This window comes from Streptomyces niger, assembly GCF_000718305.1.
Classification (GTDB): Bacteria; Actinomycetota; Actinomycetes; order Streptomycetales; family Streptomycetaceae; genus Streptomyces; species Streptomyces niger.
The window spans coordinates 116800-131804 of the sequence record NZ_JOFQ01000002.1 but is presented as its reverse complement, the minus strand read 5'-3'; the positions used below and the strand labels follow the sequence as shown (position 1 = coordinate 131804).

At 71.5% G+C, this 15005-nt stretch carries 14 protein-coding genes and 1 riboswitch; of the genes, 7 read left to right on the top strand and 7 right to left on the bottom strand.

Annotation, left to right across the window (positions count from 1 at the left end; genetic code table 11):
• Positions 1-67: 67 nt before the first annotated feature.
• The 5 genes from IF20_RS04470 to IF20_RS04455 all read left to right on the top strand — a co-directional run bounded on the left by IF20_RS04470 (position 68) and on the right by IF20_RS04455 (position 4571).
• Positions 68-1048: a MurR/RpiR family transcriptional regulator gene (locus IF20_RS04470; protein ID WP_110943863.1), complete on the top strand. Its 981-nt coding sequence runs from the start codon at positions 68-70 to the stop codon at positions 1046-1048.
• Between the two features lie 97 nt (positions 1049-1145).
• Entirely contained in the window at positions 1146-2087 is a 942-nt protein-coding gene (gene murQ / locus IF20_RS04465) for an N-acetylmuramic acid 6-phosphate etherase (protein WP_052863631.1), read from the top strand.
• An 80-nt stretch (positions 2088-2167) separates the two neighbouring features.
• Entirely contained in the window at positions 2168-3925 is a 1758-nt protein-coding gene (locus IF20_RS04460) for a PTS transporter subunit EIIC (protein WP_052863630.1), read from the top strand.
• Between the two features lie 87 nt (positions 3926-4012).
• The gene (locus IF20_RS40670) at positions 4013-4159 is read left to right on the top strand and encodes a type II toxin-antitoxin system RelE/ParE family toxin (protein ID WP_324605550.1); all 147 of its coding nucleotides are present in this window, start codon (positions 4013-4015) and stop codon (positions 4157-4159) included.
• Between the two features lie 76 nt (positions 4160-4235).
• Positions 4236-4571, top strand: a complete 336-nt coding sequence (locus tag IF20_RS04455) for a helix-turn-helix domain-containing protein (protein ID WP_052863629.1) — start codon at positions 4236-4238, stop codon at positions 4569-4571.
• Positions 4572-4689: 118 nt separating this feature from the next.
• Here the strand turns inward: IF20_RS04455 and groL are convergent, their stop codons facing one another.
• The 4 genes from groL to thrC form a co-directional block, all read right to left on the bottom strand.
• Positions 4690-6312, bottom strand: coding sequence for a chaperonin GroEL (groL, locus tag IF20_RS04450; protein ID WP_052863628.1), 1623 nt, complete (start codon positions 6310-6312; stop codon positions 4690-4692).
• A 373-nt stretch (positions 6313-6685) separates the two neighbouring features.
• The gene (locus tag IF20_RS04445; RefSeq protein ID WP_003986833.1) at positions 6686-6889 is read right to left on the bottom strand and encodes a cold-shock protein; all 204 of its coding nucleotides are present in this window, start codon (positions 6887-6889) and stop codon (positions 6686-6688) included.
• Positions 6890-7346: 457 nt separating this feature from the next.
• Positions 7347-7625 (bottom strand): MoaD/ThiS family protein, encoded by a 279-nt coding sequence (locus IF20_RS04440; RefSeq protein WP_052863627.1) that lies wholly within the window; start codon positions 7623-7625, stop codon positions 7347-7349.
• 65 nt (positions 7626-7690) lie between these two features.
• A complete protein-coding gene (gene thrC / locus IF20_RS04435) occupies positions 7691-9010 on the bottom strand; it encodes a threonine synthase (protein ID WP_110943820.1) in 1320 nt (439 codons plus the stop codon).
• Between the two features lie 17 nt (positions 9011-9027).
• Positions 9028-9186, bottom strand: a riboswitch (SAM riboswitch).
• Between the two features lie 179 nt (positions 9187-9365).
• Between thrC and IF20_RS04430 the strand changes: the two genes are divergently transcribed.
• Entirely contained in the window at positions 9366-10340 is a 975-nt protein-coding gene (locus IF20_RS04430) for a glucosyl-3-phosphoglycerate synthase (RefSeq protein WP_052863625.1), read from the top strand.
• A 169-nt stretch (positions 10341-10509) separates the two neighbouring features.
• Positions 10510-11991, top strand: coding sequence for an alpha,alpha-trehalose-phosphate synthase (UDP-forming) (locus IF20_RS04425; RefSeq protein WP_052863624.1), 1482 nt, complete (start codon positions 10510-10512; stop codon positions 11989-11991).
• A 119-nt stretch (positions 11992-12110) separates the two neighbouring features.
• Here the strand turns inward: IF20_RS04425 and otsB are convergent, their stop codons facing one another.
• The 3 genes from otsB to IF20_RS04410 form a co-directional block, all read right to left on the bottom strand.
• Positions 12111-12986, bottom strand: coding sequence for a trehalose-phosphatase (gene otsB, locus IF20_RS04420; protein ID WP_052863623.1), 876 nt, complete (start codon positions 12984-12986; stop codon positions 12111-12113).
• Positions 12987-13058: 72 nt separating this feature from the next.
• Complete coding sequence (locus tag IF20_RS04415; protein ID WP_052863622.1) at positions 13059-13304, bottom strand: DUF3263 domain-containing protein; 246 nt, start codon at positions 13302-13304, stop codon at positions 13059-13061.
• Between the two features lie 112 nt (positions 13305-13416).
• On the bottom strand, positions 13417-14694 hold the full coding sequence (locus tag IF20_RS04410) for an extracellular solute-binding protein (RefSeq protein ID WP_052863621.1): 1278 nt from the start codon (positions 14692-14694) through the stop codon (positions 13417-13419).
• Positions 14695-15005 lie beyond the last annotated feature (311 nt).

The following is a 15005-nucleotide window of genomic DNA, read 5'->3' as shown; positions in this document are numbered from 1 at the left end:
GCCCCAAGTTGTCCACAGGCCACGGAAAGGTATTGACGCCGCGTACAGCTGAAATTACTTTTCAGTGGTGAGCACCAGATTGAAGGAAACTTTCAGCGGCCCGTCCGGCGACCACCCCGCTCCCCGGACCGGCCCCGGCGCCGCCCGCCGCCCCCAGCCGGCCGGCGCCCCGCCCGCCCCCGCGGCCCTCGCCGCCAAGGTGCGCACCCTGGGACCGTCCATGACCCGCTCCATGCAGCGGGTCGCGGAGGCCGTCGCCGGCGACCCGGCCGGCTGCGCCGCGCTCACCGTCACCGGCCTCGCCGAACGCACCGGCACCAGCGAGGCCACCGTCGTCCGCACCTCCCGCCTGCTCGGCTACCCCGGCTACCGCGACCTGCGGCTGGCGCTCGCGGCCCTCGCCGCGCAGCAGGCCACCGGCCGGGCGCCGGCCGTCACGGCCGACATAGCGGTCGACGACTCCCTCACCGACGTGGTCACCAAGCTCGCGCAGGAAGAGCAGCAGTGCCTCGCCGACACCGCGGCCGCGCTGGACACCACGCAGCTGGAGGCGGCCGTCGCCGCGCTCGCCGGCGCCCGCCGCATCGACGTGTACGGCATCGGCGCCTCCAGCCTCGTCGGCCAGGACCTGGCCCAGAAGCTGCTCCGCATCGGCCTGATCGCGCACGCGCACGCCGACCCGCACCTCGCCGTGACCAACGCCGTCCAGATGCGGACCGGTGACGTCGCCGTCGCCATCACCCACTCCGGCCGCACCACCGACGTCATAGAGCCGCTGCGGGTCGCCTTCGACCACGGCGCGACGACGATCGCGATCACCGGCCGCCCGGACGGCGAGATCGCCGCCTACGCCGACCACATACTCACCACCTCCACGGCCCGGGAGAGCGAGCTGCGCCCGGCGGCCATGTCGTCCCGTACGAGCCAGCTGCTCGTCGTCGACTGCCTGTTCGTCGGCGTCGCCCAGCGCACGTACGAAACGGCGGCCCCCGCCCTCTCCGCCTCCTACGAGGCCCTGGCGCACCGCCACTCCCCCCGCCCCCGCTGACCCGTAAGCGCGCCCCCACCTCCACCGGCCCGTGCGCGCACCACCGCACCACCGCCCCAGCGCCCCACCCGCAGCCGTACCGGGAGAACCCCTCACCATGACTTCCACCGCTGACCACGCCGATCTGCGGGCCCAGTTGGAGACCCTCACCACCGAGGCGTTCCGGCCGGAGCTCGCCGAGATCGACCGGCTGTCCACCCTGGAGATCGCCCGCACGATGAACGGCGAGGACGCCACCGTCCCGACCGCCGTCGCCGAGCAGTTGCCGCGGATCGCCGCCGCCATCGACGGCACGGCGGCGCGGATGGCCCGCGGCGGCCGGTTGATCTACGCCGGGGCCGGCACGGCGGGCCGGCTGGGCATCCTCGACGCCAGCGAGTGCCCGCCCACCTTCAACACCGCCCCCGAGGAAGTGATCGGGCTGATCGCCGGCGGCCCGCCCGCCATGGTCACCGCCGTGGAGGGCGCCGAGGACAGCAAGGACCTGGCCGCCGCCGAGCTGGACGCGCTCGCGCTGACCGCCGACGACACGGTGGTCGGCATCTCCGCCTCGGGCCGCACGCCGTACGCCATCGGCGCCGTCGAGCACGCCCGCGCCCAGGGCGCGCTGACCATCGGGCTGTCCTGCAACGCCGGCTCCGCGCTCGCGGCCGCCGCCGACCACGGCATCGAGGTCGTCGTCGGCCCCGAGCTGCTGACCGGCTCCACCCGCCTGAAGGCCGGTACGGCCCAGAAGCTGGTCCTGAACATGCTCTCGACCATCACGATGATCCGGCTGGGCAAGACCTACGGAAACCTGATGGTCGACGTCCGGGCGTCGAACGAGAAGCTGCGGGCCCGGTCCCGGCGCATCGTCGCGCTGGCCACCGGCGCCTCCGACGCGGAGATCGAGGACGCGCTCACCGCCACCGACGGGGAGGTGAAGAACGCCATCCTGACCCTCCTCGGCGCCGTGGACGGCCCGACCGCGGCCCGCCTGCTCGCCGACTCGCAAGGGCACCTGCGCGCCGCCCTCCAGGCTGCCGCCCAGGACAGCTGACCACCCGCGCGCTCCCTCCGGGAGCTGCGCCCTCTCCCCGCGCGACGACGCGCAGCCCTCCGACAGAACAGCGCCTGCACATGACCTCTGCATCTCCCCAGGGGAACTCCGGCTCCCCGGACAAGAACCGTGCCACCGCTGCCGCGCTCCTGCCCCTCGTGGGCGGCGCTGCCAACATCACGTCCGTCGCGCACTGCATGACCCGGCTCCGCCTCGGCATCAAGGACCGCGCGCTGGTCCAGGACGATGCCCTGAAGGCGCTGCCGGCCGTCATGGGGGTGGTCGAGGACGACACGTACCAGATCGTGCTCGGCCCCGGCACGGTCGCCCGCGTCACGCCCGTCTTCGAGGAACTGGTCGAGGAGGGGCGGGCCGTCGCACCCGAACCGGCCACAACCGGGACTGCTCCATCCACCGCCGAGGCCACTCCGCCCACGACCGGAACCGCTCCATCCACCGCCGAGGCCACTCCGCCCACGGCCGGGCCCGCTCCATCCACCGAGTCCACCGGCTCATCCGGCAACGCCACCGCCTCGTCCGGCAACGCCACCGGCCCGTCCGGAACCGCCGCCGGCCCGGCCGCGCCCGGCGCCCCGGCCCCCGCCACCGCCGACGAGCTGGCCGCCCAGGGCGCCGCGATCAAGGCCCGCCGGAAGGCGGCGAACGCCACCCCCTTCAAGCTGTTCCTCCGCCGGATCGCCAACATCTTCGTCCCGCTGATCCCGGCCCTCATCGGCTGCGGCATCATCACCGGCATCAACGGCCTGCTGACCAACCTCGGCTGGCTGCCCGCCCTGGTCCCCGCGCTGACCGCCGTCGCCGCCGGCTTCATGGCCCTGATCGCGGTGTTCGTCGGCTTCAACACGGCGAAGGAGTTCGGCGGTACGCCGATCCTCGGCGGCGCGGTCGCGGCGATCATCGTCTTCCCCGGCGTCGCGAACGTCACCGCGTTCGGTCAGCGGCTCTCCCCCGGCCAGGGGGGCGTCCTCGGCGCGCTCGGCGCCGCCGTCCTGGCGGTGTACGTCGAGAAGTGGTGCCGCAAGTGGGTGCCCGAAGCGCTGGACGTCCTGGTCACCCCGACCCTCACCGTCCTGCTCACCGGGCTGGTGACGATCTTCGGCCTGATGTACGCGGCGGGCGAGGTCTCAGCCGCGATCGGTACGGCCGCCAACTGGCTCCTCGCCCACGGCGGTGCGCTCGCCGGCTTCGTCCTCGGCGGCCTCTTCCTGCCGCTGGTGATGCTCGGCCTGCACCAGGCCCTCATCCCCATCCACACCACCCTCATCGAGCAGCAGAGCTACACCGTCCTGCTGCCGATCCTCGCCATGGCAGGCGCGGGCCAGGTAGGCGCTGCCATCGCCGTCTACCTCCGCCTCCCCCGCAACGGCTCGATCCGTACGACCGTCAAGTCCGCGCTCCCCGCCGGCTTCCTCGGCGTCGGCGAGCCCCTGATCTACGGCGTCTCGCTCCCTCTCGGCCGCCCCTTCATCACCGCCTGCGTCGGCGGCGCGTTCGGCGGCGGCTTCGTCGGCCTCTTCAACCAGCTCGGCACGGCCGTCGGCTCCACCGCCATCGGCCCCTCCGGCTGGGCCCTGTTCCCCCTCCTCAAGGGCAACCACGACCTGGGCGCCACGGCCCTCGTCTACGCCGTCGGCCTGCTCGCCGGCTACGTCGTCGGCTTCCTGGCCACCTACTTCTTCGGCTTCAGCAAGCAGATGCTGACCGACCTGAACGCCGCCACACACACCTCCGCAGCCGACGCCCCGGCGTCCCACCCCAAGGCCGCCCCCGCCGCACCCACCAGCTCCCCTTCGGACAAGGAACCGGCGGCCCTCTGACCCACCGGCCGCCCGACGTCACCAGAACCGGTGAATCCGCTCGCCCGCACCGTATTATGTCGTTGACGACATAATACGGTGCGTCGCATGGACGCCCTGTACGAGCTACGTCCCACCCTGGCCGGGGAGGACACCAGGATCACGTACTGGTTCGCTCTGCAGCGTCGGATCGTGCTGCTCACGGTCTTCCGCAAGACCGTATGCGCGAGACGGCTCAGGTCTCCCACGCGGTGACGGCCCGTAAGGTGTGCGAGAGCGAGCACGGCCCGGCCCACACGACGTACCGCCGCGGCGAGGAAGGGGACGCGCGATGAATCACAGCCGCTGGAAGCCGGCCCGCGAGAAGAAACTCGCCGAGGGGCACGCCGAATCGCCCGAAACCACGGCCGAACGCGCGGAGAACCGGCTGGCGATGGCCTTCGCCGAGGCGGTGTACGACCGCCGCACGGAACTGGGGCTGACCCAAGCAGAGGTCGCCGAGCGCGCCGGGCTCGCCCAGGCGAAGATCTCCCGCATCGAAGGCGCGGACGCCGTGCCGACGCTGCCCCTGCTGCGACGCCTGGCCCGCGCCCTGGACGCGTCCCTGAGCATTGCCCTGGACGATGAGCACGAAGAAGTCGCTTTCATCGCCCATCCCGCCGCCTGACACTGACCAACCGCGGTCGGAAACGCCCGAGGGCGGCACCCCCTTCGCAGGGGTGCCGCCCTCGGTCCGTACAGCGCGTACAGCGATGAACAGCTGATCCGTTCCCGGAAGGGGTGGATCAGAAGTCCATGTCACCGCCCGGCATGCCGCCCGGAGCGGCCGCGGCGGCCTTCTCCGGCTTGTCGGCGATGACGGCCTCGGTGGTGAGGAAGAGCGCCGCGATGGAGGCGGCGTTCTGCAGCGCGGAGCGGGTGACCTTGGCGGGGTCGATGATGCCCTCGGCGATCATGTCGACGTACTCGCCGGTCGCGGCGTTCAGGCCGTGGCCCACGGTCAGGTTGCGCACCTTCTCCACGACGACGCCGCCCTCGAGGCCGCCGTTGACGGAGATCTGCTTCAGCGGGGCCTCCAGGGCCAGCTTCACAGCGGCGGCACCGGTGGCCTCGTCGCCCTCGAGCTCGAGCTTCTCGAAGACCGAGGAGGCCTGCAGCAGGGCCACGCCACCGCCGGCGACGATGCCCTCCTCGACGGCCGCCTTCGCGTTGCGAACGGCGTCCTCGATGCGGTGCTTGCGCTCCTTGAGCTCGACCTCGGTCGCGGCGCCGGCCTTGATGACCGCAACACCGCCGGCGAGCTTCGCCAGGCGCTCCTGCAGCTTCTCGCGGTCGTAGTCGCTGTCCGAGTTCTCGATCTCGGCGCGGATCTGGTTGACGCGGCCCTGAACCTGCTCGCTGTCACCGGCACCGTCGACGATGGTGGTCTCGTCCTTGGTGATGACGACCTTGCGGGCGCGGCCGAGCAGGTCGAGACCGGCGTTCTCCAGCTTGAGGCCGACCTCCTCGGAGATGACGGTGCCACCGGTGAGGATGGCGATGTCGCCGAGCATGGCCTTGCGGCGGTCACCGAAGCCCGGGGCCTTGACGGCGACGGACTTGAAGGTGCCACGGATCTTGTTGACGACCAGGGTGGACAGGGCCTCGCCCTCGACGTCCTCCGCGATGATCAGCAGCGGCTTGCCCGACTGCATGACCTTCTCCAGCAGCGGAAGGAGGTCCTTCACGTTGGAGATCTTGGAGTTGACGATCAGGATGTACGGGTCGTCGAGCGACGCCTCCATACGCTCCATGTCGGTGGCGAAGTACGCCGAGATGTAGCCCTTGTCGAAGCGCATACCCTCGGTGAGCTCCAGCTCCAGACCGAAGGTCTGGGACTCCTCGACGGTGATGACGCCTTCCTTGCCGACCTTGTCCATGGCCTCGGCGATGAGCTCACCGATCTGGGTGTCGGCCGCGGAGATGGAGGCGGTGGAGGCGATCTGCTCCTTGGTCTCCACGTCCTTCGCCTGCTCCAGCAGGGCGGCGGAGACGGCCTCGACGGCGCGCTCGATGCCGCGCTTCAGGGCCATCGGGTTGGCGCCGGCCGCGACGTTGCGCAGGCCCTCGCGGACCAGGGCCTGGGCCAGGACGGTCGCGGTCGTCGTGCCGTCACCGGCGACGTCGTCCGTCTTCTTCGCGACCTCCTTGACCAGCTCGGCGCCGATCTTCTCGTACGGGTCCTCGAGCTCGATCTCCTTGGCGATGGACACACCATCGTTGGTGATCGTGGGGGCGCCCCACTTCTTCTCAAGGACGACGTTGCGGCCCTTGGGGCCAAGGGTGACCTTGACGGCGTCGGCGAGCTGGTTCATCCCGCGCTCGAGACCGCGCCGTGCCTCCTCGTCGAACGCGATGATCTTGGCCATGTGAAGTGGTCCTCCCGGACAGGGGTGGAAACGCAGTGGACCGCGCTGGTGCCCGCGACGGACGGCCTGCGGTCCCGTGGTTCCCTGCCCCACCGGTCCGCGGACCTCACCGGCCCGATCCGAAGTTCTGTCACTCTCACCTTCAGAGTGCTAACGCAATGATTAGCACTCGACCCCCCAGAGTGCAAGCGCCTCCGAAGGAGGCTCGATGAGGGGTGGTGGCCGGGAGACGGGTGGGCGCAAGCGCCTGTCCCAGGCTGCGGGCTCGAGCCGCAGCCACGCAAGGGGGCGAGCCGGCGCGCCCCGCGCACAACAGAAGGCCCGCACCCCCTCAGGGGGCACGGGCCTCCGTACGCTGCAGTCGGTCGGCGCTTCAGCCGGCCACGCGAACCATGTCCGCCTGCGGCCCCTTCTGGCCCTGCGAGATCTCGAACTCGACCCGCTGACCTTCCTCAAGGGTGCGGTAGCCGTCCATCTGAATCGCGCTGTAGTGGACGAAAACATCCGCACCACCGTCGACCGCGATGAAGCCGTACCCCTTCTCCGCGTTGAACCACTTGACGGTGCCCTGAGCCATTCCTAACTCCCCTATTGCTGGCCCTTGCGCAGGACCGCACTCCGCGGACCCGGGTCAGACCTCACCCCTTGGGAGGGTGTGCGCCGGAACGCGTCGACCGCCGCTGAATGTATCTGGACCGATGCCCAGCGCAACAGGTCAATCGGACGAGAATTCTGCCCACGACCATTCGCCGATATCCGGCGAAGTCTCAACAATTCTGGGCAAGCCGGGCCGGGCATAGCCCATCAAGCACGACAAATTGCGCACACACTTTGGGCACATCTTGTCGTGTTCTCATATGCGGCAGGCACGCGCGCGAAGAGGATTCGCCTCAACTGTATCGCCTTTAACGACATGGAATCGCCCCGTCCGCTTCTGCTGCGGACGGGGCGATTCCGGGGTGCGTATCTCGTCATTCACGAGACGGTGCACAAGGGGCGCGCACAGGGCGCACAAAGGGGCGTACGGCGCTGTTTCAGCAGCCGCCGGCCACCGCGGGGATGATCGAGACGCTGGCGCCGTCCGGCGTCGCCGTCTGCAGGCCGCCCTCGAAGCGCACGTCGTCGTCGTTGACGTAGACGTTCACGAAGCGGCGCAGCTTGCCGGTGTCGTCCAGCACGCGGGCCGCGATGCCGGCGTGGTTCTTCTCCAGGTCGGCGATGACCTCGGAGAGGTTGGCGCCCTCGGCGGGGACCTCGGCCTGGCCGCCGGTGTAGGTACGCAGGATGGTGGGGATGCGGACGTTGACGCTCATGTTCTTCTGCCTTCCGGGTTCAGGTGCTACGAGTGCGAGGCGGCGCTCCGGCCGGGGGCCAGGGCTCAGCCGAGGCCGGCCTCGCGGAAGGAGTCCAGGCTCGGACGGATGGTCGCGGTCGGCCCGGTGGTCGGCGCCACGGCGTCCAGCGTCTTCAGACCGTCGCCGGTGTTCAGGACGACGAGGGACTTGGCCGGGTCGATCCGGCCGTTCTCGATGAGCTTCTTGGTGACGCCGACGGTCACGCCGCCCGCGGTCTCCGCGAAGATGCCCTCGGTGCGGGCCAGCAGCTTGATCGCGTCCACGACCTGCTCGTCGTTGACGTCCTCCACGGCACCGCCGGTGCGGCGGGCGATGTCGAGCACGTACGGGCCGTCGGCCGGGTTGCCGATGGCCAGCGACTTGGCGATGGTGTTCGGCTTCTGCGGGCGCACCACGTCGTGGCCGGCCTTGAAGGCCGTCGAGACCGGGGAGCAGCCCTCGGCCTGGGCGCCGAAGATCTTGTACGGCTTGTCCTCGACCAGACCGAGCTGGATCAGCTCCTTGAGGCCCTTGTCGATCTTCGTGAGCTGCGAGCCCGAGGCGATCGGGATGACCAGCTGGTCCGGCAGCTCCCAGCCGAGCTGCTCGCAGATCTCGTACGCGAGCGTCTTGGAGCCCTCGCCGTAGTACGGGCGGAGGTTGACGTTCACGAAGCCCCAGCCCTCGCCCAGCGGGTCGCCGATGAGCTCGGAGCAGAAGCGGTTGACGTCGTCGTAGTTGCCCTCGATGCCGACCAGGTCTCCACCGTAGACCGCGGCCATGACGACCTTGCCGGCCTCCAGGTCGTGCGGGATGAACACGCAGGAGCGGAAGCCCGCCCGACGTGCCGCGGCGCCGACCGCGCCGGCCAGGTTGCCGGTGGAGGAGCAGGACAGGGTGGTGAAGCCGAAGGCGCGGGCCGCCTCGACGGCGATGGCCACGACGCGGTCCTTGAAGGAGTGCGTCGGGTTGCCGGAGTCGTCCTTGACGTACAGGCCGCCGGTGACGCCGAGCTCGGCGGCGAGGCGGTCGGCCTTGACCAGCTTGGTGAAGCCGGGGTTCAGGTTGGGCTTGTCGGCCACGTCGGCGGGGACGGGCAGCAGCGGCGCGTACCGCCAGATGTTGTCGGGACCGGCCTCGATCTGCTTCTTCAGACTCTCGGGGTCGCCACTCGGCAGGTCGTACGCCACTTCGAGCGGCCCGAAACATTCCTGACAGGCGAAGATCGGGCCCAGCGGGAAGCGGGTGCCGCACTCGCGGCAGGACAGCGCCGCGGCGGGGCCGAGGGAGACGGCAGAGGTGGTGGTCGCCGGGGTTTCAGGGGTCGTCCCCTGAGAGGTTGCAGTAGCAGCTTGCACAGCCATGGAGGCGAGGCCCTTTCTCCTCATCTTCCTCACGACGCATCTCGCCGTGAGACGGATTTGGCACCTTCCCTAGCCGGGAGCCTCGCGCGGCGGACATCAGCGTCCTGGCGGCAAGACCGGCTGGAGGGTTGCCGGGGCTTCAACGGGCCGTATCCCTCTGCCCCTCTGGATGAGCGGTATGGCCTGCATATGAAACACAGGCGTTTGTTCAGCGGTGACCCCGGCATGCGGTGGTCATCCGCGTTGTTCAAGACTGTAACCGAAGGGGTGGACGGTTGAGATAGCCGTCCGAACCGCGAGATGGCTCACATCGCGTAGCAAGAGGCTCACGCGCGTAGCAAAAGGAGACGGATACGTGCTGGAAGAGGTGGAGCGCTGGCTGGCCGGCCGCTCCTGGTCCGCCGCCGACCGATCGCTCGACCAGCTGTTGGCCGCGAAGGTCCGTTCGGGGCAGACGGTCAGCGTCGTGCTGCCCGCGCTCGACGAGGAAGCCACGGTCGGCACGATCGTGGAGATCATCCGTCGCGACCTGATGTCCGACGCGGTACCGCTGGTCGACGAGCTGGTCGTGGTGGATTCCGGCTCCACCGACCGCACCTCCGAGGTCGCCGCGGCGGCCGGTGCCCGGGTCGTGCACCGCGACGCGATCCTGCCCCGGCTGGCGACGTCGCCCGGCAAGGGCGAGGTGCTGTGGCGCTCGCTGCTGGCCACCAGCGGCGACATCGTCTGCTTCGTCGACGCCGACCTGCGCGAGTTCTCCGCCGACTTCGTGTCCGGGATCGTCGGGCCGCTGCTGACCGAGCCCGAGGTGCAGTTCGTGAAGGCGATGTACGACCGGCCGCTGGGCGACGGGGCCGGCGGGGCCGACGGCGCGCAGGCCGGCCAGGGCGGTCGCGTCACCGAGCTGGTGGCCCGCCCGCTGCTCAACCTGCACTGGCCGCAGCTGGCCGGCTTCGTCCAGCCGCTGGGCGGCGAGTACGCGGCCCGCCGCTCGCTCCTGGAACGGCTGCCCTTCCCCGTCGGGTACGGCGTCGAGCTGGGCCTGCTGGTCGACGCGCTGCACACGGTCGGCCTGGACGCGCTGGCGCAGGTGGACGTGGGGGTGCGCAGGCACCGGCACCAGGACGGGCAGGCCCTCGGGCGGATGGCCGCGGCGATCTACCGCACGGCCCAGCTGCGGCTGGCGCGCGGGCACCTCGTACGCCCGCGGCTCACCCAGTTCGACCGCGGCGAGGAGGGCGGTTTCGTGCCGCGTACGACCGCGGTGGACACCGAGGAGCGGCCGCCGATGCGCGACATACCGGAGTACGTGGCGCGGCGGGCGGCCTGAGGCGCGGGAGGGGCGTACGGCGCGGGGTCGAGGGGCCGTGCGGGGCGGGTGCGCCGGGGCTCGTCCGGCCTCGCGCGCGGGCCGCGCGCGGCGCCCGACGTGCGGCTCCGCCCGGAACGCGCTGCGGGCCGTACGTTTGAGCGGTTCTGTGGCGGGTTAGGTCATCGGCATGGTCTCCTCCAGCTCAGGTGCCCAGGTTCTCGTCGCGTCCAACCGCGGCCCGGTCTCCTACGCCCTGGGCGCGGACGGCACGCTCACTTCCCGGCGCGGCGGTGGCGGACTGGTCTCGGGCCTGTCCGCGATCGGTTCGGACGCCGGGGCCGTCTGGGTGTGCGCAGCGCTCGGCGACGGTGACCGCGAGGCCGCCCGGCGGGCGGCCACCGGTGACGGGCTGCTGGACTCCGCCGACACCGGCGGACAGCAGGTCCGGATGCTGGACATCCCGCCCGAGGTGTTCGCCGACGCGTACAACGGCATCGCCAACTCCGTGCTGTGGTTCGTCCACCACCTGCTGTACCAGACGCCGCTGGAGCCGGCGTTCGACGCGGACTTCCGCGCCCAATGGGCGGCGTACGAGGCGTACAACGCCGCCTTCGCCGACGCGCTCGCCGAGGCCGCGGCGCCGGGCGCCGCCGTCCTCGTGCAGGACTACCACCTCACGCTGGTGCCGGGGCTGCTCCGGGAGCGCCGCCCCGACCTGCGCATCGGCCACTTCTCCCACACCCCGTGGGCGCCGCCGGACTACTTCCGGCTGCTGCCGGACGACGTGGCGGCCGAGGTGCTGCGCGGCATCCTGGGCGGCGACCGGGCTGCGTTCCTGACCCGCCGCTGGGCCGAGGCGTTCGCCGAGTGCTGCGCCGTGGTGCTGGGCGCCGAGGTGGCGCGCGACGGGGACGCGGGCCTGCGGGTCACGTACGAGGGCCGGACCACCCGGCTCGGCGTGCACGGCCTGGGCGCCGACGCGGACTTCCTGCGCGACCGGTCCCGGCAGCCGGACGTCGACGACCGGCTGGCGGACCTGCGCGAGCAGATCGGCACCGATGAGGACGGCGCGCCGCGGCGGACGATCGTGCGGGTGGACCGCACGGAGCTGTCGAAGAACATCGTGCGCGGGCTGCACGCGTACCGGCGGCTGCTCACCGACCGGCCCGAGTGGCGCGGCCGGGTCGTGCACATAGCGTTCGCCTATCCCTCGCGGCAGGACCTGGCGGTGTACCGGGAGTACACCGAGGAGGTCTCGCGGGTGGCCGGGGAGATCAACGACGAGTTCGGCACGGACGGCTGGCTGCCGGTCGTGCTGCACGTGAAGGACGACTTCGCACGGTCCCTGGCCGCCTACCGGCTCGCCGACGTCGCGCTGGTCAACCCCATTCGCGACGGCATGAACCTGGTCGCCAAGGAGGTGCCGGTGGTGTCGGAGGCGGGCTGCGCGCTGGTACTGTCCCGGGAGGCCGGGGCCTGCGCGGAGCTGGCGGACGACGCGCTGGTGGTCAATCCGTACGACATCGAGGCCACGGCCGGCGCGCTGCACGAAGCGCTCACGATGCCGCAGGACGAGCGTGCGGACCGCTCGAAGCGGCTCGCCATGGCGGCGACGGCGCTGCCGCCGGCGCGGTGGTTCCTGGACCAGCTGGCCGCGCTGTCGGCCTGAGGCCGGTTTTCCGGCGCGAGGGCGCTGCCCCGGACGGTGCGTTTGCCGGCTGCCGCGCCGTCCTGGTTGCTCGCGCAGTTCTTTGCGCCCCTACCGGCTGCGCCCCTGCGGGGCGTGCCTCAGGGGCGCGCCAGCGCCTCTGCCAGGCCCGTCAGCAGTTCGACGACGCCCTGGGGCCCCGGTACGACCAGGTCGGCGCGGTCGGCCAGCTCCTCGGCGCCCTCGCCCACGGTCGCCGAGCTGCACACCAGCACGCCGGCCTGGCCCTCGGCGCGGAGCGCGTCGACGGCGGCGTACGCGGCCAGGTCGCCGAGGTCGTCACCGGCGTAGAGGACCGCGCCGGCGCCCACCTCGCGGACGTACGACGTGAGCGCGACGCCCTTGTCGACGCCGGGCGGGCGCAGCTCCAGGACGAAGCGGCCCGGCTCGACGATCAGGCCGTGCCGGTCGGCGAGGGCGGCCAGCGGCGCGCGCAGCCGGTCGAAGGTGCCCTGCGGGTCGGCGGTGCGGCGGGTGTGCACGGCGACGGCCCGGCCGCCCTTGGTCTCGATGGCGTCCTCGACGGAGGCGTCCCGCCAGGCGCCGGTGTCCGCCAGCAGCGCGGGCAGCTCGGCGGCCGCAGCGGCGACGCCGGGCGGCGGCGCGGGCGCCTCGATCCGGCCGGTGGCGGCGTCCCAGCGCTCGGCGCCGTAGTGCCCGAGGACGACGAGGTGGTCCAGGCCGGCCGCGTCGGCGAAGCCGCCGAGCCGTACGGCGGTCTCCGCAGGACGGCCGGTGATCACCACGACGGCGCGCAGCAGCGGCGCGAGCCGGGCGAGGGCCCGGACGACGCCGGGGTGCGCGCGGGCCTGTTCGGGGTCGGGGACGATGTCGGCGAGGGTGCCGTCGAAGTCGAGGGCGACGACGGCTTCGGCGGGCCGGGCGAGGAGGGTGGCCAGGCCCGCGCGGCCCGCTTCGGACACCGGCTGCGCGAGGAGGTTCTCAGGGCTGCCCATGGGACCGAGCCTAGCGGTGGGGCGCGACGTACGGAGGAGGTACGGGGATCTTGCGGCGACCGCGGCGCCGGCTCAGCGACGCGCCCGCCGCTCCTCCCGTATCCGGCGCAGCCGATTCACCGTGACGGGGTCGTGGGCGAGGGCGCGGGGGTCGTCCAGGAGGGCGTTGAGCAGTTGGTAGTAGCGGGTCGGCGAGATGCCGAGCCGCTCGCGTATGGCGCGCTCCTTGGCGCCGGGCCCTGCCCAGGAGCGGCGCTCCACGGCGAGCACGGCCTCGTCGCGCGCTGAGAGCCGCTCGGACGGCGATTCGGACACCACACGACCACGATAGCCCCGCGGTACGACATCCCTACCGATCACCCGCGTGGGCGGTGTCGGGCCGCGTCGGGCGGCCCGCCGGGGCAGCCTCCGGCGCGCCGCTCGTCCGGCGTCAGCGGGTCGCGCTGTCCGCCTCGTTCGCGGTGTTCTCGATGTCGGTGAGGACCTGCTGCGGGTCGCCGCCGCTGCCGACCGCGCCGCCCATCTCGGCCTTGACTGTCTTGCTGACGAGCGGCCAGGAGGTCTTGTCGGCGGGGTAGAACTCCGCGTCCGGCAGCTGCCGGAGGAAGCTGTGCAGCTTCTTGTACTTGTCCTCGGCGAGCATGCCCTGGGAGGCGGAGACGGTGACCGGCAGCAGGCCGTAGTCGCCGGAGAACTTCAGGACGTTGTCCTTGTCGTAGACGAAGTCGAGGAACTTCCCGATCTCGGCGCGGTGTCCGTGCTGCTTGAAGCCCATCATCCAGTCGGCGACGCCCATGGTGGACTTGGCGGGGCCGTTGATGCCGGGGAGCGCGACGGTGCCGTAGTCGACGCCCTTGGCCTTGGCCTGCTGCATCAGGGTGGGGTGGCCGTTCAGCATGCCCACCTTGCCGTCGGCGAAGGCGTCGAAGCCGGCCTGACGGTTGAGCTTCGCGGGGTCGCCGCCGGTCAGTCCCGGGGTGACGAGGTTGTCCTTGACCCACTTGAACGTCCGGACGTTCTGCCGCGAGTCGATCGTGTACTTGCCGATGGAGTCGGTGTAGCCGCCGCCCCCGCTGAGCATCCAGATCATGGTCTCGGCCTGGGTCTCCTCGGGGCCGAGCGGCAGCGCGAACGGCGTCTTCACGCCCGCGTTCTTCAGGAGCTGCGCGTCCTGCTTGATGTCGGACCAGGTCTTGGGCGGGTTGTCGATGCCGGCCTGGGCGAAGAGCTTCTTGTTGTAGAAGAGGCGGCGGGTGCTGGCTCCGAAGGGCAGCCCGTACTGGACGCGGTGGTACTCCCCCGCGTCGGCGAGGCCGGGCGTGAAGTCCGCCTGGGTGCTGATGGAGAGTAGGTCGTCGGCGCTGTAGAGCTTGCCCTCGGCGGCGTAGTCGGCGTAGGCGCCGATCTGGGCCATGTCGGGGGCGTTCCCGGCCTCGACCCGCTTCTCGACCTCCTTGTCGACGTCCTCCCAGCTGTAGACGTCGACGTCGACCTTGATGTTCGGGTGCTTCGCCTCGAAGGCCCGCACCACGCCGTCCCAGTAGTGCTTGCTGGAGTTGGCCGCGTTGTCGCCGTAGTCGGCGGCGACCAGTTTCAGGGTGACGTCGTCGCTGCCGCCGGGCCCGCCGGAGCAGGACGCCAGGGTCAGCGTCATGGCCGTCGCGATACCCGCCGCCGCCAGGCTCTTGTAGCGTCGCCGTACTGCCATTACGTACCCTTTTCCGCCTTCGTGTGCCGTCTTGGTGTGCCGTACGTCCGGGCGCGCCGCGGCGGCGGGGATCACCCCCACCGGGCGCATGAGCTGCGAGTCTGCCCCGCATACCGTCACAAGGTCTACACCAAACCAGGTCTCCGTTTCGCATCAGCGAACCGGAACGCGGGCCTCCTGCCGGCCCGCCGCGACCGCCCGGCGCACGCGGCGCGGGCGGAGCCCCCGGTGACGTCCGGGCGGACTACCGGTCAACTCCCTGTGTCCCGCGCCCGAACATCACCCCCACAGGGTAGCTACGCGCGGAGACC

Bases quoted from the DNA above. Each gene is read 5' to 3' on its own strand.
- IF20_RS04440 (WP_052863627.1), bottom strand. From the start codon at position 7,625: ATGAGCGTCAACGTCCGCATCCCCACCATCCTGCGTACCTACACCGGC.
- IF20_RS04455 (WP_052863629.1), top strand. From the start codon at position 4,236: ATGAATCACAGCCGCTGGAAGCCGGCCCGCGAGAAGAAACTCGCCGAG.
- murQ (WP_052863631.1), top strand. From the start codon at position 1,146: ATGACTTCCACCGCTGACCACGCCGATCTGCGGGCCCAGTTGGAGACC.
- IF20_RS04445 (WP_003986833.1), bottom strand. From the start codon at position 6,889: ATGGCTCAGGGCACCGTCAAGTGGTTCAACGCGGAGAAGGGGTACGGC.
- otsB (WP_052863623.1), bottom strand. From the start codon at position 12,986: ATGGGCAGCCCTGAGAACCTCCTCGCGCAGCCGGTGTCCGAAGCGGGC.
- IF20_RS04425 (WP_052863624.1), top strand. From the start codon at position 10,510: ATGGTCTCCTCCAGCTCAGGTGCCCAGGTTCTCGTCGCGTCCAACCGC.
- IF20_RS40670 (WP_324605550.1), top strand. From the start codon at position 4,013: ATGGACGCCCTGTACGAGCTACGTCCCACCCTGGCCGGGGAGGACACC.
- groL (WP_052863628.1), bottom strand. From the start codon at position 6,312: ATGGCCAAGATCATCGCGTTCGACGAGGAGGCACGGCGCGGTCTCGAG.
- IF20_RS04410 (WP_052863621.1), bottom strand. From the start codon at position 14,694: ATGGCAGTACGGCGACGCTACAAGAGCCTGGCGGCGGCGGGTATCGCG.
- IF20_RS04460 (WP_052863630.1), top strand. From the start codon at position 2,168: ATGACCTCTGCATCTCCCCAGGGGAACTCCGGCTCCCCGGACAAGAAC.
- thrC (WP_110943820.1), bottom strand. From the start codon at position 9,010: ATGGCTGTGCAAGCTGCTACTGCAACCTCTCAGGGGACGACCCCTGAA.